Origin of the sequence: Chryseolinea serpens (genome assembly GCF_900129725.1) — a bacterium.
Classification (GTDB): Bacteria; Bacteroidota; Bacteroidia; order Cytophagales; family Cyclobacteriaceae; genus Chryseolinea; species Chryseolinea serpens.
In genome coordinates this window covers 631,510-652,392 of record NZ_FQWQ01000004.1, presented here as the reverse complement: position 1 = coordinate 652,392, position 20,883 = coordinate 631,510, and the positions used below count along the sequence as shown (strand labels likewise).

19 protein-coding genes are annotated in these 20,883 nt (G+C 52.6%); 5 read left to right on the top strand and 14 right to left on the bottom strand.

The features are described from left to right. Nucleotides 1-158: 158 nt before the first annotated feature. From BUB30_RS27285 to BUB30_RS27220, 14 genes are all read right to left on the bottom strand, one after another. Nucleotides 159-1,592: an NADH-quinone oxidoreductase subunit N gene (locus BUB30_RS27285; RefSeq protein WP_073140912.1), complete on the bottom strand. Its 1,434-nt coding sequence runs from the start codon at nt 1,590-1,592 to the stop codon at nt 159-161. Continuing rightward, entirely contained in the window at nt 1,579-3,114 is a 1,536-nt protein-coding gene (nuoM, locus tag BUB30_RS27280) for an NADH-quinone oxidoreductase subunit M (RefSeq protein WP_073140909.1), read from the bottom strand. The genes BUB30_RS27285 and nuoM overlap by 14 nt, the downstream gene beginning before the upstream one ends. Further along, nucleotides 3,111-4,988 (bottom strand): NADH-quinone oxidoreductase subunit L, encoded by a 1,878-nt coding sequence (gene nuoL, locus BUB30_RS27275; protein WP_073140908.1) that lies wholly within the window; start codon nt 4,986-4,988, stop codon nt 3,111-3,113. The genes nuoM and nuoL overlap by 4 nt, the downstream gene beginning before the upstream one ends. Before the next feature lie 4 nt (nt 4,989-4,992). Beyond that, complete coding sequence (gene nuoK, locus BUB30_RS27270) at nt 4,993-5,301, bottom strand: NADH-quinone oxidoreductase subunit NuoK (RefSeq protein WP_073140906.1); 309 nt, start codon at nt 5,299-5,301, stop codon at nt 4,993-4,995. Between the two features lie 21 nt (nt 5,302-5,322). Next, entirely contained in the window at nt 5,323-5,850 is a 528-nt protein-coding gene (gene nuoJ / locus BUB30_RS27265) for an NADH-quinone oxidoreductase subunit J (RefSeq protein WP_073140904.1), read from the bottom strand. 3 nt (nt 5,851-5,853) lie between these two features. Continuing rightward, on the bottom strand, nt 5,854-6,369 hold the full coding sequence (gene nuoI / locus BUB30_RS27260) for an NADH-quinone oxidoreductase subunit NuoI (RefSeq protein WP_073140902.1): 516 nt from the start codon (nt 6,367-6,369) through the stop codon (nt 5,854-5,856). A gap of 27 nt (nt 6,370-6,396) precedes the next feature. Continuing rightward, on the bottom strand, nt 6,397-7,359 hold the full coding sequence (gene nuoH, locus BUB30_RS27255) for an NADH-quinone oxidoreductase subunit NuoH (protein ID WP_073140901.1): 963 nt from the start codon (nt 7,357-7,359) through the stop codon (nt 6,397-6,399). Then, a complete protein-coding gene (gene nuoG, locus BUB30_RS27250; RefSeq protein ID WP_073140900.1) occupies nt 7,332-10,052 on the bottom strand; it encodes an NADH-quinone oxidoreductase subunit NuoG in 2,721 nt (906 codons plus the stop codon). Before nuoG ends, nuoH begins: the two co-directional genes overlap by 28 nt. 2 nt (nt 10,053-10,054) lie before the next feature. After that, nucleotides 10,055-11,317 (bottom strand): NADH-quinone oxidoreductase subunit NuoF, encoded by a 1,263-nt coding sequence (nuoF, locus tag BUB30_RS27245; protein ID WP_073140899.1) that lies wholly within the window; start codon nt 11,315-11,317, stop codon nt 10,055-10,057. Between the two features lie 35 nt (nt 11,318-11,352). Further along, entirely contained in the window at nt 11,353-11,817 is a 465-nt protein-coding gene (gene nuoE, locus BUB30_RS27240; protein WP_073140898.1) for an NADH-quinone oxidoreductase subunit NuoE, read from the bottom strand. Between the two features lie 29 nt (nt 11,818-11,846). Next, complete coding sequence (gene nuoC / locus BUB30_RS27235; protein WP_073140896.1) at nt 11,847-13,592, bottom strand: NADH-quinone oxidoreductase subunit C/D; 1,746 nt, start codon at nt 13,590-13,592, stop codon at nt 11,847-11,849. A 114-nt stretch (nt 13,593-13,706) separates the two neighbouring features. Then, complete coding sequence (locus BUB30_RS27230) at nt 13,707-14,342, bottom strand: NADH-quinone oxidoreductase subunit B (RefSeq protein WP_073140895.1); 636 nt, start codon at nt 14,340-14,342, stop codon at nt 13,707-13,709. Further along, on the bottom strand, nt 14,339-14,767 hold the full coding sequence (locus BUB30_RS27225; protein ID WP_084138435.1) for an NADH-quinone oxidoreductase subunit A: 429 nt from the start codon (nt 14,765-14,767) through the stop codon (nt 14,339-14,341). Before BUB30_RS27225 ends, BUB30_RS27230 begins: the two co-directional genes overlap by 4 nt. A gap of 195 nt (nt 14,768-14,962) precedes the next feature. Further along, a complete protein-coding gene (locus tag BUB30_RS27220; protein WP_073141265.1) occupies nt 14,963-15,391 on the bottom strand; it encodes a CBS domain-containing protein in 429 nt (142 codons plus the stop codon). 878 nt (nt 15,392-16,269) lie between these two features. Here BUB30_RS27220 and BUB30_RS27215 point away from each other — a divergent pair. The 5 genes from BUB30_RS27215 (at nt 16,270) to BUB30_RS27195 (ending at nt 20,489) form a co-directional block, all read left to right on the top strand. Next, nucleotides 16,270-16,659, top strand: a complete 390-nt coding sequence (locus BUB30_RS27215; RefSeq protein WP_073140894.1) for a response regulator — start codon at nt 16,270-16,272, stop codon at nt 16,657-16,659. A 67-nt stretch (nt 16,660-16,726) separates the two neighbouring features. Next, on the top strand, nt 16,727-17,776 hold the full coding sequence (locus BUB30_RS27210; protein WP_245804187.1) for a sugar transferase: 1,050 nt from the start codon (nt 16,727-16,729) through the stop codon (nt 17,774-17,776). 6 nt (nt 17,777-17,782) lie between these two features. Further along, nucleotides 17,783-18,988, top strand: coding sequence for a glycosyltransferase family 2 protein (locus tag BUB30_RS27205; protein WP_073140890.1), 1,206 nt, complete (start codon nt 17,783-17,785; stop codon nt 18,986-18,988). Then, nucleotides 18,988-19,893: a glycosyltransferase family 2 protein gene (locus tag BUB30_RS27200; protein WP_073140888.1), complete on the top strand. Its 906-nt coding sequence runs from the start codon at nt 18,988-18,990 to the stop codon at nt 19,891-19,893. The genes BUB30_RS27205 and BUB30_RS27200 overlap by 1 nt, the downstream gene beginning before the upstream one ends. Continuing rightward, complete coding sequence (locus BUB30_RS27195; protein ID WP_073140887.1) at nt 19,884-20,489, top strand: acyltransferase; 606 nt, start codon at nt 19,884-19,886, stop codon at nt 20,487-20,489. The genes BUB30_RS27200 and BUB30_RS27195 overlap by 10 nt, the downstream gene beginning before the upstream one ends. Nucleotides 20,490-20,883 lie beyond the last annotated feature (394 nt).

Genomic DNA, 20,883 nt, shown 5'->3' with positions numbered 1-20,883 from the left:
ATTCCTGGATGGGCTTGCAGATCGTACTTGATCGAATAGAAAAGGAATCGCTAATGAAGGTAAAAACTCGCGCGTAAAAAGTCAAGCATATGTTTTTATGCGTTGAAACATGGATACCAAAAAGGGTAAGGATCTCTCCTTTAATCAGACACAGCTTATCACAGCAAACTCTTAATAATCCCCATCAACCCCGAAGGAAACACCCCGAGCCAAATCAACGACACCGTCAGAATAGCCAGTGTAACGCTGCTCACGATATAGATAGCCGGATTCAACCGGGTGTTGGAGGTCTCTGCTTTGGTTTGCTGCTCAAACATGATCGCGATGATGCGGATATAATAGTATAATCCGATGACGCTATTCACCGCCAGCATCACGACCAGCAGCCACTCCTGCATGTTCACGCCCGCGGCGATGACGTAGAACTTTCCAACGAAACCAGCCGTGAGCGGAATACCTGCCAAAGACAACAACATGGCCGTGAATGTTGCAGCCGCCCAGGGGCGGCGCCAGAAGAGGCCGCGATAGTCTTCCGTGGCTTCGGCGTCGTGTTCAGTATCGGAGAGCATGGCCAGGATGCCGAAGGCTCCGAGCGTAGTGATGAAATAAGATACGAGGTAGAATGTCACCGCTTCCGTGCCGAGCGCATTACCCGCGATGAAAGCCACCAGCAGATAGCCCATGTGCGCGATGGAGGAATAGGCCAAGAGCCGCTTCACATTGTTTTGGCGCAAGGCAAGAATGTTGCCGGTGAACATGGAGGTGATGGCAATGACCGTAAAGATGAGCACCAGCGTGGGATATTGATGGCCGTTGAGCGTTACAAAGAATCGAATGAGCAACCCCACTACCCCACCCTTCGACACCGTAGCAATGAAAGCGGTGACGGGCACGGGCGCGCCTTCATACACATCGGCTGCCCACATGTGGAAGGGTACAAGGCTTAACTTGAATCCGACGCCAACGATCATCAATCCCAACCCTGCAAACAGCATGAACGACAAACCATCGTTTGCTGTCAAATGTCGTGCGATGCCCTCGAAGGCCATCGTGCCGGTGACGAGATAGACGAGGGCCATTCCAAACAACAGGAACGCGGAAGAGAATGCAGCCAGGATAAGGTATTTGATGCCGGCCTCGTCAGACCGCTCGCGCTTGCGCTGATAGGCGATCATGGAATAGAGCGCGACACTAAGAATTTCAAGTCCCAGGAAAAGCGACACAAAGTGTTTGCTAATCACTAGCGTGGATGCTCCCAGTGTACCCAGTATGAGCAGAATATAATATTCCTCTTTACGTTCTTCGCGTTGTTCAAAATAGGCATACGACATCATGGCGACGATGAGTGACGTAATGAGAATGAGGCCGATATAGAACACGCCCAGTCCATCAATGATAAATAAAGGTTCGATGCTGTGACTCGTGCCGCGCATGTAGACCATCAGGTACACAAAATCGGCCAGCAGTGATGCCAGTGTGATGGCATAGATGACTTTGTGATTTCGCTTCACAGAGATAGAGAACATGATGAGAATGGCCGTACTGGTCAGGATGAACAGCGGCACGATGCTAAGGAAATCATTTGCGGTCATGGGTACCTCCTTTCTGGATGTCTTTGTCGGATATCTGTGGCGTTGTAGGTTTGATGTCGGTTGGGTTCAGGGTCAGCGTGATCACTTCCTTCACCGTGTTCATGACCGGTTGTGGATAGACCCCCAACCAGACGATGACGACCACCAGAGGGACAAGGATCATTTTTTCGCGGAAGGACAGGTCCGGCAGCGTAAACTTTTGCTCGCTTCTTCCCAGGAAAACTTTTTGAACGATGCGCAGGGAATAAGCCGTGGCGGCCACCAACCCGATCGTGGCCAGGATGGTGAGGATGTGCGTGGCTTTCCAGGCCCCCAGCAGGGTCAGGAATTCCGCCACAAAATTTCCGAGCCCCGGCAGTCCCAGCGAAGCCATGGCAAACACCATCCCGATGGTACCCATGAACGGCACCTGTGTCCAGAAGCCGCCCATGCGGTTGATGTCGCGGGTGTGGATGCGTTCATAGAGAGAGCCTGCCAGGATGAAGAGTGCGCCCGTGCTGATGCCGTGCGTGATCATCTGCATGACCACACCCTGGAGGGCCAGCGCATTGAACGCAAACACTCCCAGCATGACAAAGCCCATGTGACTCACGCTGGTGTAGGCTACCAGTCGCTTCAGGTCGGTTTGTGCAAAGGCAAGTACCGCACCATATAAAATACCCAACACACCCAGGGCCATGCCCCAAGGGGCAAATTCAGCGGCGGCGGCGGGGAATAGTGGGATGACAAAACGTATCAATCCATAGGCACCGGTTTTCAGCAGCAACCCGGCAAGGATAACACTTCCGGCGGTGGGTGCTTCGGAGTGCGCATCGGGTAACCATGAATGAAAAGGAACCACCGGCAACTTCACAATGAACGCGGCGAGGAAGCCCAGCATGAGGAGGCGGCCGGTTTGGGGTGAGAAGTGCGTGTTCAGCAACTGAAAATAGTCGAACGTGTAGGTGCCGCTGGCGATGCCGTGAACAAAATACAAGCCGACGATGGCCAGGAGCATGAGCAGCCCGCTGGCCTGAGTGAAGATGAAAAATTTATACGCGGCATAGCGCCGGTTCTCGTGTCCCCAGATAATGATGAGAAAGAACATGGGGATGAGCATCACTTCCCAGAAGAAATAGAACAGGAAGAGGTCCATGGTGAGAAACACACCGGTGATGCCGGCCAATACCCAAAGGATGTTGAAATAGAAGAAACCGACACGGTATTGGATCTCGTGCCACGACGTGAGTACGGCGGCCAGTCCCAAAAACATGGTAAGCGTTAGCATGAGCAAGCTCAGTCCATCCAAGGCCAGGTGGAAATGAATGCCAAAGTCGGGGATCCACGGGATGTCGTATTGCATGAGCCACACATTGAGGCCGCCGGAGGTGTTCATTTGCATCCACCAGGCGAGCGTCATCCCGAACGCGGCGGCGAGGGCGAGGAAGGCGATCCATTTGGAAAGGGAGGCGTTCACCTTTTCAATGAGCCAGGCGATGATGCCGCCGGCCATCAGCCATACGATAAGCAGTGGTAACATCATAGCATCAGTCCCAGGGTTAGCATTAAGATCGCGCCGATCACAATTCCCATCACATACCATCGCATCATGCCACTTTGCGTTCGCACCAGCACGCCGTTACAGTATTGCGTGAACGTCACCATCCCGCCATACACTTTGTCGACGACGTCGTTTTTATTGAGCGTGGAGAGAAAGACGAACGGGCGCACCAGCAAGGTATTGTAGAGCGCATCGAACCCCCAACCGGTGAACCAAATGTGGTGCAAGCCGGGCACCGCTTTCTTGATGACGGTGGGCAAATCGGGTTGTTTCACATAAAAGAAATAAGCGATATAGACGCCGCTCAGCGCAACCACCGCGGCGATGGCTTGAAACAGAACTTCCAAATGTTCCAGTTCAGGTTTCAACGCGACCGTTGGAAGAACGGGGTTCAGGAAATCGGAAAATAAAGTGACGTGCCCGAACGTGTGGGGCAGTTCTATAAATCCGGCAATCGTGGAAAGGACGGCCAGCACGATCAGCGGAACGGTCATGGACCTTCCGGCATCATGCCCGACGTGCGTATGCTCATGGCCAAAGAAGGTAACAAACACCATGCGGAAAGTGTATACGGACGTGATAAATGCGCCTCCCAGCGCCGCTGCATAGAAGACCGGATTTCCCTTTTCGCCGGCCAGGGCCAACCATAGAATTTGATCCTTGCTGTAGAACCCCGCCGTGACAAATGGGATCGCCGCCAGCGAAGCAGAACCGATCAAAAAGGTCCAATAAATAACCGGAAGTTTTTTGCGCAGCCCTCCCATCTTGAACATGTCGTGTTCATGATGCAACAACATGATCACCGCGCCTGCTCCCAGGAAGAGCAAGGCTTTAAAAAAGGCGTGGATCATAAAATGGAAAATGCCGGCCGACCACGCTCCAATGCCCAAAGCCAAAAACATATAGCCAATCTGACTGATCGTGGAATACGCCAGCACACGTTTCAAGTCGTATTGTGTTAGCGCACTACACCCCGCCAACAACAGCGTTACGGCACCGACGATGCCTACCGCCATCTGGGCGTCCGGGGCCAACTCAAAGATCACGTGTGTGCGGGTGATGAGATAGACGCCGGCTGTTACCATGGTGGCAGCGTGGATCAGCGCACTCACCGGCGAGGGACCGGCCATAGCGTCGGGCAACCAGGTTTGCAGGGGCAGTTGTGCCGACTTGCCGACGGCTCCACCCAATAATAAAAATGCGATGACCACCGCCGCATGGGCACCCACCTGCCAGGTTTGGGATGCATGCGTCATCAACTCCTGTATATTCAACGTGCCGAAAGCCTGGAACAACATAAACAAACCAATCGCCATCGACGTGTCGCCCACGCGCGTGACGATGAAAGCCTTTCGCGCGGCATAGCCATTCTTTTCTTCCTGGTACCAGAAGCCGATGAGCAGGTAACTACAAAGCCCCACTCCCTCCCAACCCAAATACATCAACAACAGGTTATCGGCCAGCACAAGGATGAGCATGGCGCAAACAAATAAATTGAGATAGGCAAAGAACCGGGCAAACCCATCGTCGTCGGCCATGAAGCCGGTGGAGTAGATGTGAATGAGGGTGCCCACAAAGGTGATGACAAACAGGAACACCATCGAGAGGGCATCCAGGTGAAATGCAAATTCGGTGTGAAAACCCTCCACGGCCATCCATGACCACAGCAACTGATCATACGGGTGGGGTGATGAAAGAAATTCGAACCCGATCAGCAAGGTGATGATGGCCGACAGTCCCACGCTGCCGCAGCCAACCCAGCCGGCTTGTGCGCGCGAAAGCTTGTCGCCGGCAAGGATCAGGATGAGTGCACCTGCCAGGGGTAATGCCGGTATGAGCCAGAGTAGTTCTTTCATAGGGTTATCCGTTCATTTTGTTTGCTGCGTCGCCGTCGAGTGTCTTCAATTGGTGGTAGATCTGCAGGATCAACGCCAGGCCTACCGAAACTTCGGCCGCGGCCATGGTGAGGATGAAGATGAACATGACCTGTCCGTCAGCCTGCGCCCAGCGCGAACCCGCGACAATGAAGGCGAGGCCCGCGGCGTTGAGCATGATCTCGACAGAGATGAGCATGAAGATGATGTTGCGGCGGATCAGCACACTGATCAGACCCAACACGAACAATATGCCGGCCAGCAGTAGCCCGGCTTCAATAGGAATGGTTTTCATGATGGTTCATTTTTTTACTGCTTATTCTTCGGCATGTTCTAAAAACCGGTGCACGACTTTCTTCTTCTGGCGACCCAGGTGATAGGCGCCTACGATACCCGCCATGAGCAGGATGCCGCTTAGTTCAACACCAATCACATAAGGTCCATACAGTGAAATACCGACAGCTTTTGCATCGATGGCCTTTGTGGCGATCTGGCCCGTGTCGCCCTGAATGATGATGTAGACCAATTCGGCCAGGAGCAAAACAGAAAGTATCGCGGGGCCGATAAAGACATCGCGCGTCAACCAATGACGCTCTTCCTCCACGGCCTCCTCTTTCAGGTTCAGCATCATGATCACAAAGATGATGAGCACCACGATGGCGCCCGCGTACACAATCACTTCCAGCGCCGCTACAAATGGTGCACCCAATACAAAGAATACAAGGGCAACGGCCAGGAAGGACACCACCAGGTAAAGCAAGGCATGGATCAGGTTATAGCGCGTGATCACCATGATGGTAGCCACAATGGCGATTCCTGATGCGATGTAAAACGTTAGTTCCATAGGTCAGGGCAATAAGCTTTTTACATCCACGGGAACTTCTTCATTCTCGGCTTCGCCTTTACCCTTGCCACCGATGGCCAGGCCGGCCACTTTGTAGTAGTTGTAACCCGGATATTTACCTTCCCCATTTATGAGCAGATCCTTCTTCTCATACACCAGGTTCTGCCGGTTGTATTCACCCATTTCAAAATCGGGGATCAGTTGGATGGCATAGGTCGGACAAGCTTCTTCGCAATAGCCGCAGAAAATGCAGCGCGAAAAATTGATGCGGAAAAATTCCGGGTAGCGACGGCCGTTCTCGTCTTCGGTGGCCTGCAGGGATATGCAATCCACGGGACAGGCAGCAGCACAGAGGTAGCACCCGACACAGCGCTCGCCCATGTCGGGGTCGCGGGTCAGCACGATGCGCCCTCGCCAGCGGGTGGCAAGTTTTATTTTTTCTTCCGGGTATTGGATGGTCTCACGTTTATGGAACATATGCATACACGTGATCCAAAGGCTGCGCAAAATGCTGAACATACAGTTACTTTTTATAGTGTTATTCCCTCACGACTCCATCCACAACAAAATGGTGGCCGTGGCCAGGAGGTTCACCAGGGTTAATGGAAACAAGATCTTCCATCCGAATTCCATCAGTTGATCATAGCGCGGGCGCGGCAAGGCGGCACGCAGCAAAATGAAAAACGCGATGAACGCAAAGGTCTTCAAGGCAAACCAGGCCACCGGCGGCAAGAATGCCGGACCAAGCCATCCGCCAAAGAACAACGCGACGGTTACTGCCGAGATAAGGGTAATGCCGAGATATTCACCCACGAAAAACAATCCGAACTTCATGCCCGAATATTCCGAGTGAAACCCCGCCACCAATTCACTTTCCGCTTCCGGGATATCAAAGGGCAACCGGTGGGTCTCCGCGATGCCCGCAATAAAAAAGATGACAAAGCCGAGGAACTGCGGTACGACGAACCAGAGGCCGCGTTGTGCGTACACGATATCCTGAAGATTGAACGACCCTGCCATCAACACCACGCCCATGAGCGAGAGGCCCATGAACACTTCATAGGAGATCATTTGCGCTGCTCCGCGCATCGCTCCCAGCAAAGAATACTTATTATTAGAAGCCCATCCGCCGAGGATGATGCTATACGCTCCCATCGACGACATCGCCAGGAAAAACAGGATGCCGATGTTGATGTTAGACACGACGAAGCCCGGCGCGAACGGCACCACAACAAAACTCATCAGCACCGTAATAGCCACGATGGCCGGTGCCACCACGAAAACAAACTTGTCGGCAAACGGTGGGATCCAATCTTCCTTGAAGAAAAGTTTTATCGTGTCGGCCAGCACAATCAGTACGCCGAACGGTCCCGCGCGGTTCGGGCCATAACGATCCTGCCACAACGCAAGCATGCGTCGTTCCAGCCAGATGAGGCCTGGCGCGATGGTGAGCAAAGCTGCCAACACCACGCCGACAATGATCATGGGGTGTAAACCTCCTTTTTCCATGACATGTTTGTTTTAAGTATACACCACGAGGGGCACTCAACATAGGGCAGTCCGGCCAGTCCATAAGGCAACCCTGCCACACCTTGCGGCATGTCGGGACTGATCTTCACGGGCATGGCATAGGCTTGGTCTTCGATGTCGAAGTTGAAGGTGTCGTCGGCCTTCAGGTTTCTTTCTTCGGCATCCACGGGGTTCAGGAGCACATACGGTTGGGGTATGCGCGTGGCCACCGCCGGCGACCAGGCGCTCAATTCTTCCGAGCCGTAAATGTGATGGAGGTGCACGGCCATCAAGTGGCCTTTGCGAGGAACAAATTGTTCCGGTATGCCAATGAAGTAGGTGGCCTTCGTGCCGCGTGGCTCCAGCAGGCGGACGCCCGGGTCGCCATCGCGCAACGAATGGCCAACTTCATCTTGATATTTGTTGACGGATTGGATCGAGTTCCATCCCGGCGACCAGAAGAAGGGAATCATTTGCGAGGGCGCCAGGCCACGATAGCCTTCCATGGTATAGGACAAGGATGAATCCGGATCTTCCGGTGGCTTGGGTTCGCTCACATTGATGGCGGCGTTCATGGACGTGCGGCCGCTGTAGCGGTGCGACTCGCGGGGAATGCGTTGGCCGCCGGCCATGCGGAAAGATGCGGGGGGCGTGATGTGATCAACGCCTTTCAACAGCGGCTCTTCCTGTGCAAGGGCCTTTGTGATGTCTTCAAAGTTTTTCCATTTGGTCAGCCTGGGATGGTCGATGGCCGCGCCGATGGTGAGCAGCCAGCGCCAGCTTTCCTGGATCACGTCGGTGGATTCATACACCTGGAAGAATCGTTGCGCGCGGCCTTCGTTATTGACCAGCACGCCGTCGGATTCGGCGAATGTGCCGGACGGGATCACGATGCGGGCCTTGTCTGTCGTGGGCGTTTGGGTATGATCCAGTACGATCACCTTTCTGCAGGTCTTCAAAAATTCATCCACCATCGATGCGGGACCGTGGCGGTAAAGATCATTTTCCATGATGATCACCGTGTCGGCGTGTTGGTTCAGGATGGCGTCGAGCGCGGAGTGCAGGCGGTGGCCTCCCATGAGGGCCAGTCCCATCGAGTTTGACTCGGGGAGCGTGAGCACGATACCCGTCTGTTTGTTCTTTTCATGCAGGGCCCAGGCGACATTGGCTGCAGCCCTGACAATGTGCTCGCTCTCGCACGATGTCCCTGAAATGACAACCGGTTGCTTAGCCTCCAAAAGCTTTTGCGCAATGTGCTGTGCCAATTCCACCTCCGCTTCCGAGAGATTGTTTACTCCCGGTGCCGCCGGATTGATGAAGTGCGCGACCGCAAAACCGAGACGCGCGATCTCATCGGGCGCGGCCCGATAAGTTCTTGTGGCTACGTCGTCAAGCTTTGTCGTGTGTACGGTGGCGATGTATAAGGGGCCTTTTTCTTCCTGGATAAATTCGCGCGCCGCCGCATCGTTCCAGGGAGCGATGTTTGAAGCGGCAGCATGTTTCAAGGGCTGCTGGCGCACACTTTGTCGCACCGACAGCGCCAGCATGGGCGCGGTATTGGTGAGGTCTTCGCCGAGGACCAGCACGGCGTCTGCGCTTTCCACTTCCTTCATCGACGGCGTGCGCACCGGACCTTCTTTTAATATCTTAATGACAAGTTCTCCCAGGTTGTGGGTATTGTCGGAAACTCCGTGATAGAAATGATCTTCCCCGACCAGGGCCTTCAATACAAAATTAGCCTGTAGTGAGGCACGCGGCGAACCGATACCTATCACCCGCTGACCAACGATGGCTTGTCTCACAGCGTCGATCGCCTGTTGTTTGTCGGTTTCCACTTCATTTACCCGGGGCTTACGGATGCGACCTTCTGCATTCACAAAACCATAGCCGAAGCGGCCGCGGTCGCAGAGGAAATAGCCGTTCACTTTTCCGTGATACCGGTTGGTGATCGAACGCAATTCACCATAGCGTTCGCCGGCAATCGTGTTGCAGCCCAGACTGCAATGCTGACAAATAGACGGCGCCGTGGTGAGATCCCACTTGCGTGTATAATGCTCTTTCAATGTTTTGTCAGTAAACACACCCGTGGGACAAACCTCTGCCAGGTTGCCACTGAATTCGCTCTCGAGCGTGCCGGGTTCGTGACGTCCAAAGTAAACTTGGTTGCGCGATGCAAAGGCGTCGAGGTCTTTGCCGCCGGCGTAGTCTTTATAGAATCGTACGCAGCGATAACACTGGATACAGCGATTCATTTCGTGGTTGATAAACGGACCCAGGTATTGATTTTGGTAGGTTCGTTTCTTATAGGTGTAGTGGCGATAGTTGTGACCGGTCATCACGGTCATGTCCTGAAGGTGGCAGGAGCCGCCCTCGTCGCACACGGCGCAATCGTGCGGGTGATTGGTCATGAGCCATTCGACCACGTGTTCTCGGAATTCTTTTGCTTCAACATCATTAATGGAAATGCGCTGGTTGTCGGTCACGGGTTCCATGCACGACATGATGATGCGTCCCTTCTTATCGTCGGCGTCCTTGTACACCTTCACCGCGCATTGGCGGCAAGCCCCCACCGAACCCAGCGACGGATGCCAGCAAAAGTACGGCACGTCGAGTCCCAGCGACAGGCACGCCTCCAGCAAATTCTTTCCAGTGCCCGGGTCATACGGCTTGTTGTCTATATATAATGTGGCCATACTTAAGCAGAAATTTTATGACGGATCAATTCTTCAAAGTCTTTTCTGAAATATTTCAACGCACTTTGCAAGGGCTCCATGGCACCGGGTGCAAGGGCGCAAAACGTGTTGCCGGGGCCCAGGTATTTTGTGTGAAACTCCAGCGTCTTGATATCTTCCGGCTTCCCCTCCCCGATCTCAATGGTACGCAATACCTTTTCAATCCAAGGCAATCCCTCCCGGCACGGTGTACAAAATCCACAGGACTCCTGGGCGAAGAAATGTTCGAGGTTCCTCACAAATCCCACGACGCTCGTGTGATCGTCCAGGATGATCATGGTGCCTGTGCCTAAGCGGCTTCCTGCAGCCGAAACGCCGGTGTAGTCCATTCGTATATCAAGATGCTCTTCTACCAAAAAATCGGTGGATGCTCCGCCGGGCAAAGCGCCGCGGAATTTTAATCCATCCTGCATGCCGCCTCCGTAATCTTCAATCAATTCTCGCATGGTGACGGTCATGGGTAGTTCCCAGGCACCTGGCTTTTTCACTTTACCACTCACACCATAAATTTTTGTACCGGCATCTGCACCGGGACTCAAATTCTTAAACCAATCTGCGCCACGATTCACAATGTGCGGAATGCAACAAAGGGTTTCCACGTTGTTCACGATCGTGGGCTTACCAAACAAACCGCTGATCTGTGGAAAGGGTGGCTTTGCCCGGGGCGTGGCACGTTTGCCTTCCAGTGAATTGAGCAACGCCGTTTCCTCGCCACACATATAGCGGCCTACACCAGTGTGCAAATGCATATCGAGATCAAAACCCGACCCGAGAATATTTTTGCCGAGATAACCTGCAGCATACGCCTCTTCAATGGCTTGTGTGATCACCTTTGCCGCGAGCTTATACGCCCAGCGAAGAAATACATAGGATTGATCGGCCTGGATCGCATAGGCCGACAGGATCATTCCCTCAATCAGTTGATGCGGTGTTTGCTCCAGCAGGATCCGGTCTTTAAATGTGCCGGGCTCCATCTCGTCGGCGTTGCAGATGAGATACTTGGGCTTCGGTGCATTCATGGGGACGAAACTCCACTTCATGCCCGTGAGAAAACCAGCACCACCCCGCCCTCGCAAATTGGATTCCTTAACCAAAGCAGTAACGGCCTTCGGTTCCATTTCTTTCAAGGCTTTTCGAAGGGCTTGATAGCCACCGGCCCGCTCATACTCCTTCAAGCTGAGCGGTGCGCCGTCGCCTCGCATATGTTGTGTTAAGGGTTTCTCCATACGGCTTTGCCTTCCGGCGATACGTTCAACATTATTTATGCATACTTTCCAAGGATCTCTTCCAGTTGTTCGGCGGTCACGTCCCGATACAAATCGTTGTCGATCATCAACGCCGGGGCGTGGTCGCAGGTGCCCAGGCATGGATTCGGCAAGAAGGTATAGCGGCCGTCAAGCGTGGTCTGGCCGTAACGGATGCCGAGCTGTTTGGTGATGAGGTCGGTGAGCTTCTCCTGGCCCATCACATAACAGCTGATGCTGTCGCAGATCAAAATGATATGCCGTCCCACGGGGCGGCGGAAAATCAGGTTGTAGAAGGTGGCTACGGAATCCAGTTCTTCCGGCGACATGTCCATGTAGGCCGCGATGTCTTTTATGCTCTCATCCGAAACCCAACGGCGTTTCTGCTGCACGACCTTCAGGGCTTCGATGCAGGCGGCCTTCTTCACGGGGACTTCGTGGATCGCTTTGTCTATTTCAATTTTTTCCTCTACGGTTAACATAAGCTTATCAATGCGTGGTTGTTGATTTTTTATCGGTCGATATCCGCCAGCACATAATCCATCGCGCCCAGAATGCTGAGCAGATCCGCTACCGTATATCCCTTGCTGATATAGGGCACCGTCTGCATGTGCGCAAAAGATGGCGTGCGGATGCGCATGCGATACGGCGATGTGTTGCCGTCGCTGATCGCATAGTAGCTGTTGGCCCCCTTCGTCGCCTCCGTGCACACCATGGCTTCGCCGGCGGGAATGACAGGTCCCCAGCTCACGCCCAAAAAGTGCGTGATCAGCGTTTCGATGTCTTTCATGGTGTGTTTCTTGATCGGGGGAGTTGTCAGAGGGTGGTCGGCCTTATAAGATCCTTCGGGCATATTCTCCATACACTGTTGAATGATGCGAAGGCTCTGCCGCATTTCCTCCACCCGCACGCGGGCGCGATCATAGCAATCGCCGTTTTCTCCGGTGGGTATATCGAACTCAAAATTTTCGTAGCCTGAGTAAGGTTGTTTTTTGCGGAAGTCCCATTCCAGTCCACATGCTCTGAGGCCCGCGCCGGTCACGCCCCATTCGATGGCTTCTTCCGTTGTAAAAATGCCGATGCCGACCGTGCGCGCTTTAAACAGGCTGTTGCGCATCACGAGGTTGTCGTATTCTTTGAGGCGTTTGGGGAAATAATTCAGAAAATCTTTTACGAGCTTTTCCCAGCCGATGGGCAGGTCTTGCGCCACGCCGCCAATGCGGAACCAGTTGGGATGCATGCGGCCGCCGGTGATGGCTTCGACGATATCGAAAACCCTTTCACGATCTGTGAACATATAGAAGACGGGCGACAATTGACCGACATCCTGGGCGAAGGTGCCGTACCACACCAGGTGGCTGGCAATGCGGAAGAGCTCGCACATCATCACGCGAATGACCTTCACCCTTTCGGGGACTTCAATGCCAGCAAGTTTTTCGATGGATAAGAGGTAGGCGAGATTGTTGTTGACACCGCCGAGATAATCGATTCTATCGGTGTAGGGGATGTAAGTGTGCCACGACTGGCGCTCGGCCATTTTTTCGGATCCGCGGTGGTGGAAGCCGATGTCGGGCACGATATCGACAATGTCCTCCCCGTCAAGTTGAAGTACCAGACGGATGACGCCGTGAGTGCCGGGGTGTTGCGGGCCGATGTTGAGGAACATGAAATCGCTGTCCTCGCTGTGGCGCTGGAGGCCCCAGTCTTCGGGCAGGAATTGCAAGGCATGTTGCTCGCGGTCCTGTTTCTCATCCCACAAGCGGAACGGACCCATTTCCGTGGCGCGCGCAGGATGCTCTTTTCGCAAGGGGTGTCCCTCCCAGGTCAGCGGCATGAGAATACGCGTGAGGTGGGGGTGGCCTTCGAAACGTATACCAAACATGTCGTACACCTCGCGCTCATACCAGTTGGCGTTGGCCCAAAAACTGGTAATGCTCGGCGCCGACAATGCGTTTTCTTTCAGGGCTATTTTAAAACGTAAGAATTGGTTGCCATCATAAGAATAGAGATGGTATACCAGGGTGAATTGCTCAGAAGGATAGTCAGGTTCTCTTTTGCGGGGCCGCTCGTCGATGGCGGTGAGGTCGTAGAGAAATTTGTAGGTGGGGCGGAGGTCGTTCTTACAAAAGAAGAGCACCTCCTTTAAACGCTCCAACGGCAACCAGAGGGTGAGCATGTCATCCTTTGTCGTTTGCCTGGTGAAAATATCACCAAACTTCAACACCAGTTGTTCGGTTGGATCAAACGGTTTTTCCATACGTCGGCCTGAACACGTAGTGCGTCCAGATTTTTAAAGTTTTACTTTCTCAATCACTCATTCGAACTCTTTATTTAATGTGCGTAACGTTTAACCAACCCACGATCCAGTTCTTCAAACTTCATCGGGAGAGCGGAAGGAGGTCATCTCCTGCCGTTTTTCATAGCGTTGATCTTTCATTGAAATTTTTGCCGGCTTGATCACACCTTGTTCGCCGATCACCCAGCTTAATGGACGTTGTTCTTTTCCTACGGAATTCGCCAATAACATCAGCCCCTCCATAAAGGCGTCGGGGCGCGGCGGGCAGCCGGGGACATAGACGTCAACGGGCATGAATTTATCCACGCCTTGCACGACACTATAGATATCGAACATACCACCGGAATTGGCGCACGAGCCCATGGAGATCACCCAGCGGGGTTCCATCATTTGTTCGTATAAGCGTTTGATTATGGGGGCCATTTTGATGAATACCGTACCGGCGATGATCATCACGTCGGCTTCGCGGGGTGTGCCGCGAATTACTTCGGCACCGAAGCGGGCCACATCATACTTAGGGGTCATGCTGGTGGCCATCTCAACGAAGCAGCACGAGAGCCCAAAGTGGAAAGGCCACATGGAGTTTTTTCGGCCCCAGCCCAGCAGGCTTTGTACGGAGGTGAGCATAATGTTTTGCTGTACGGTTTCCTCGAAGGAACCCGGTCCGGCCAAGGTTGCTGTTGCGCCTGGTTTTGTGATCCACCAATTCATGCGGTTTTGCCTTTTAGTTTTTTGTATGCTTTCAGAATTTTACCGCCATCGGGACCAAAATCCAGGGCGCCATTTCGCCACTCATATATAAGGACTACGACTAACAGGATAATAAAGGTGACCACCCCGGCATAGCCGTACCAGCCCAATTCCCGGAAGGCGATGGCCCACGAGAAAATGAAAATGGTTTCCACGTCAAAAATGACGAAGAGCATGGCGATGAGGTAGAACTGGGAGGAGAAGCGCAGGCGCGCGCTGCCGGTGTTGAGGATGCCGGATTCGAAAGGCTCGCCCGTAGCCCGGTCGTTATGATGCTGACCGAAGACATACGAAAGTCCCAGTATCGCCCCTACAAGGGTGAATACGATTGCCGCATACGCGAGTATGGGCCAAAGCAGTGCAGTATTCTCAGACGAAGCTTCCAAAACACATTTGCCTCCGGCAAATCGTTTAAAAGTTCTTACTCCAATAAATAACTACAATTACCTGTCAATAAAGACGAATGCAGCGGGTCTCTCCTACGGGCTGCGCAGTGGGGCGGTGCTAGTGTGGTGCCTTTTAAGTAGTAGCAAGTAGCCAGTAGTCAGTAGCTGGTAGTTGGGCTATGACTCCAGTCTATATTAGTGTGTGATGTACTGTTCTAGGTTTTCGATGATGAAGCGTTGTTCTTCCAGCATAAAGCGGATGAGGTCACCGATGGAGACGACGCCGACCAGGGTTTCGCCATCCATGACGGGCAGGTGGCGGATCTGGCGATTGGTCATCACTTTCATACACTCTTCTATCGTGTCGTCGGGACAGACGGTGACGGGATGCTCGGTCATGAGCTCTCGGATCAGGGTTTCTTTCGAATTTTTTCCCTTTAAAACGAGCTTGCGGGCGTAATCGCGTTCAGTAAAAATACCGACAAATTTTCCTTGGTCGCAGATCAGCAGGCCTCCTACGTTTTGTTCAACCATTAATTCCAAGCCGTGATAGACGGTGATGGTAGGTTCAACTGTAAATACGGCCTCCCCTTTACTCTGCAGGATGTTTCTGACTTTTCCCATAAAAATAAGGCGATTGATGTTGAAATGAAGATATGTGGAAAAAATAGAAAAAGCAAGTTGCAAACGATTTAGTGAGGCGGGGGAGCGGATGGGCGGAAAATAACCAGGAGTAACTGATAGCCTGGGGGGCGGGCGTTCAGGAGCCGGGAGCCAGGAGTCAGGAGCCAGGAGTTGGGAATCGGCATTCAGAGTAGCCAGTAGTCAGTAGTCAGTAGCCAGAAGTCAGTAGTCAGTAGCCAGAAGTCAGTAGTCAGTAGTCAGTAGACAGTCGTCGTTCGTGGGCTTTGTGAAATAGCGTTGAAAGGTCGTGCGGGGTTGGATTTGTGCTTTGCGGTTGAGGAGATTTTTCTTCAGGGGTGGGTAGATTATACCCTGTGTGGGCGTGGTGCGTATAGCCTTCCCCGTGATGGGAACAGCTGCCCGGCGACAAATGAGCAGCCTGGGCCGGCGAAATGAAAAAAAAGCTTACGAAAGTTAAGATTCGGCAAACTTCGGCAGCCTTGTTGCGTATGGAATGTACCGCAGATGGTGTGGGTAAAGCGGGGGACCGGTGCTCGGAAAGGCGGCGAGCGATGGAGAAAATCGACCGGTTTTAGTCCCAAAATTGTCCAAAAAACCTCAAACTAGTACATGAAAAAAAAGGCTGTTATCTGTTTTTCAAGGCAAAATACGTTCACTTATCCCCAAAAACGGGCTTATTCACACGTTCGCGGTAATTTTTTTAAATAAATTCTTGCAAAAAATTACATGCATACTGATTTTTTGCTAGTTTTGAAATGTCTAATAATAGTTTGGCTTTAAAGATCCCGAATCCAGTCCTAAGCGCTCTTCACAAATCTTTAAAGCAATAGTTTGTTCGGTATTTAAATTTTAATACCATGAAAAAAGTGTTGCTGATCGAGGATGACGCTCCTCTTTGTTTGCTTCTTGAGAAAATCCTCAAGAATACTTGCGAGATTTTTATCATTAATGACGGTATGGAAGCCTGGTCGTGGCTGACCGATGGCAATACGCCTGACCTGATCATTTCTGATCTAAAATTGCCCAATCTCGACGGCATCGAACTTCTTGAAAATCTGAGTAACAGCGGGCTGTTCACCAACATCCCCGTCATTGTTCTCTCAGGCTATGAAGATGGAAGCAAGCGAAGAAGATGTCTTGAACTCGGTGCGTTCACGTACCTGCTCAAACCCTTCGACCCTCAGTCCCTCGTGACAGAGGTAGATCGTGCATTAGCGTTTCGTAAGGAAAATTTACTTGTAAATTAAAATGGAAGCGGTTTTACCCTTTGACCCCCAAAATTTCAGCGCAGGCCTTAGCCTTGACTCCCAGTCTTTGACTGCAAAAGATCACACACGGCACATTCTGCGCGTAGGTTTCCCCTCCGCAGCCTTCGAAAATGAATATTCGTTGGGCGAGACCTTATTTACCAATACTACGCTGCAAGGCGCGATCAACAGCATCATCTCTTCCGAGCAGATCGATGCGGTGTTTATCCACCCTGACCAGCTTACCGCTGCCATCCAACCCCTGAAATCCCTGGCGAAAGCCCAAGCGATACCCCTGATCGTCTATTCTTCCAAATACGATCAGCTTTGCCGCGACCGCGCGCTCAAGAACGGTGTGGACGACTACTTCTATGGTAGCATCACCGCCGCCTATCTGAAGCGCCTGGATTTCATCCACAAGCTGAAAAACTACAAAAACGCCCGCGGCAACAAGCCCTATGTGAAGCAAGCCATGGAAGATGCCCCCAAAATCAAGCTGTGGGCTCTGAAACGGACTTTCGACATCCTGGTGTCCGGTACCGCGCTCCTTTTCCTCTCTCCTATTATGTTGCTGGTGGCCCTGGCCATCAAACTGGAGTCGAAAGGACCCGTTTTCTACATCTCGAAACGGGCTGGTTCGGGTTATAAGATCTTCAATTTCTATAAGTTCCGCAGCATGCGCATTGGCGCAGATGCCGAACTGGCCAAATTGGCCCATTTGAACCAATATGGCGAACAATCGACCGACGGTAGTGTCTTCTTCAAACTGAAGAACGACCCCCGCGTGTCTAAACTGGGCCAAATCCTGAGAGACACCAGCCTGGATGAGCTTCCACAGTTGATCAACGTGTTGAAAGGCGACATGTCTTTGGTTGGAAACCGTCCCCTTCCTTTATATGAGGCTGAAAAGCTGACCAAAGATCAAATTGCATGGCGCTTCCTCGCCCCTGCCGGCATCACCGGTCTGTGGCAAGTGACCAAGCGCGGCAAAGACAACATGTCGGAAGAGGAGCGCATCCAGTTGGATATGGAGTATGCCATGAACAACTCGTTCCTGTACGATATGAAGATCTTTATCGGCACCTTCCCGGCCCTCATCCAAAAGCAGCGCGTTTAAGCCGCCATGTGGGTTCTTGAACTGCTGGTGCTGTCGTATTTCGTTTTCGTAGTCTCTTACACAGCCCTCTTTTCGTTTGGTGGATTGTTCTACCGGTCGCTGACGTTGCCTCCCGCGACGTCCTTTAAGAAGTTTTGTGTGCTCATTCCTTCCTATAAGGAGGATGCCGTGATCTTGTCGGTTGCCCGGCAGGCCGTGAAGCATCCCTACCCTGCCGATGCCTTCGACGTGGTGGTCATTGCCGACTCCCTGAAGCCGGAAACCATCGTGGCGTTGAAACAGCTTCGCCTGCAGGTTGTGGAGGTTTCATTCACGAACAGCACGAAAGTAAAATCCATCAACAAAGCCCTGGAGGTTTTGCCCGACGGCGTGTACGACGCCGTGGCGTTGCTGGACGCCGACAATGTGATGGAAGACCAGTTCCTCCACCGCATGAACGGTCTGTTGCAAAAAGGTTATCGCGTCATCCAGGGACGCCGCAAAGCCAAGAACGACGACAACTCGCTCGCCTTCCTCGACGGTGCCAGCGAAGCCATCAACAACTATATCTATCGCCAGGGCACGGTTGCTTTGGGCATGCCCGCCTCCATCATTGGATCGGGGATTGTTTTCGATTATAAGATCTTCAAGAGCAAACTCACCAGCATGGTGTCGGTTGGCGGGTTCGACCGCGAACTGGAGCTGCTGTTGCTGAAGGATCACGTGCATGTGTATTACGACCGCGATGCCATTGTGTACGATGAGAAAGTGGCGGTGACCAAGTCGTTCGAGAACCAACGGAAGCGCTGGATCGCGAGCCAGTTCTTTTACCTGCGCAAGTATTTTAAGGAGGGCATGGTGGCATTGTTCACCGGCAATTTTCTTTTCTTCAAGAGTTCTATTCTCACCAACATTCAATTGCCGCGCCTGATCAACCTGGGCTTGCTGACGCTGCTCACCTTCGGGCTCTTTTTTGTGCGGGGTTACCTGCACTATGGCTATACGATCTGGGCGGTCCTATTTTGCGTGAACATACTGGCCACATTACTCTCGCTTCCACGCGAATTTTATTCCCGCAAAATGTTTAGCGCGCTGCTCACTTTGCCGATGCTTTTTGTGCGCATGTTCTCTTTGCTTTTTAAATTGAAAGGCGCTAATCGCAAATTCATCCACACGCCGCACGGGCAAGCACAAACGCTCGCGCCGGAAGAACCGCTAAATCGAAAAGTCTAATGGGGCACACGCCGTTAGTTTCGCTGATCTCCGTCAACTACAATTCGCTGCCTGATACCATCCTGATGTTGGAATCGGTAAAAAAGCTCTCCTACCCTGCGGTGGAGATGATCGTGGTGGACAATGCTTCGAAGCAGTCGCCGGGACCGGAATTGACGTCGCGATTTCCCTGGATAAAATTTATCCGGAGCGAACAGAACCTCGGTTTCGCGGGGGGCAACAACATCGGCATCAAGGCTTCTAAAGGGGACTATATCTTCCTGGTGAACAACGACACGATCATGTTTCCCGATTTCCTGGAACCGATCGTCGCGTTCATGGAGTCGCATCCCGACGCGGGCATGGCTTCTCCGAAAGTGCTTTATCCCGACGGCAAGACCCTGCAATATACCGGCGCCATCAAGATCAGCCCCTATACCGGCCGTGGCCGCCGACTGGGTCTTTTGGAACAGGACCAGGGGCAATATGATAAAAATTATAAGACCGACCTCGGTCATGGCGCGGCGTTGATCGTTCCCCGCAAGATCATCGACCTGGTGGGCCTGATGCCGGAGCTTTACTTTTTATACTATGAGGAACACGACTGGTGCGAGATGGTGAAGCGCGCCGGCTTTTCGATGTATTACATCGGCGATTCAAAAATCTTGCATACCGAATCGGTGAGCACCGGCAACGATAGCCCGCTCAAGGTCTACTACCTCACCCGAAACCGTCTCATTTTTATGCGGCGGAATTTCTCGGGCCTGCCCCTGCTGAGCGGCATGCTTTTCTTCTTTACGTTTTCCGTGCCGTGGAATATCCTGAAGTATACGGCGAAGGGGAAAATGAATTTATTAAAGGCATTTTTACGAGGCGTAGGATGGAATTTGACACACTTACGCGTAGCTTTGAGTGTATGTCTTTAAGTGCTACCATCAAATCCAAACAGCAGGCTTTCAAGAGCAACAACCCGGACGGCAGCGGTTTCGATTTTCTCGTGAGCCTGGTGCAAGGTGGCCTTCGCGTGTTCATGGCAAAAATTTACCTGCGCAAATGCACGTCCCTCGGGCGCATGGTGTCCATCAACAAGAAGCCGATCATCGACAACCAGGGGCAGATGATCCTCGGCGACGAGGTGCGCGTGTGGTCTAACATCGTGCAGGCAAAATTATATACCGGGCGCAAGGGCTCCCTGATCGTGGGGACCAACTCGCGGCTGAACGGCGTGCACATCGATTGTCAGCATCGCGTCGAGATCGGCGCCAACGTGCGCATAGCCCCCTACACCATCATCCTGGACAGCGACTTTCACGATTTGAAGGATCACTTCTCGGATGGACCGGCCAAGGCGATCATCATCGAAGACGATGTGTGGATCGCCACCCGCTCGACGATCTTAAAGGGTGTGCGTATAGGCAAAGGTGCTGTTGTGGCTACCGGGGCCGTCGTCACGCGCGACGTTCCGCCCTATACGGTGGTGGCCGGTGTGCCGGCGAAGGTGGTCAAGAAAATTGACCTTTAACTATACTTTCCCAGGTGCTTTTAGTATCTTGTAAGAGGTTCCCCCGCCCATCGTTGTCCTGTACATGGCCGTCTTCAACGCCCAACTTGAAGCAGAAAATGACGAACAGATTTTCACCGGCGACACTGGATTGGCGACAACATCGTCGCCTGGAATTTTCTGTATCCTGTAACCTTGCATTCTCAAAAACAGGCAAGACCATAGATCGTCCGCAGCGCGTTTATGATCGCGAGAGCGTAATCGTTGGCGGTGCGAGGCAAGGGTTGTTCATGTGTTGTGGTCGTCGTGAAGGGAGCATCCATTCTGTTTTGCCGTAAAAAGTAACCGTGAGAGACCATCCCAATCCTGGACGTCTGGCTAGGGGTGGATTATGAATGAGGGGCGCTCAACGTTA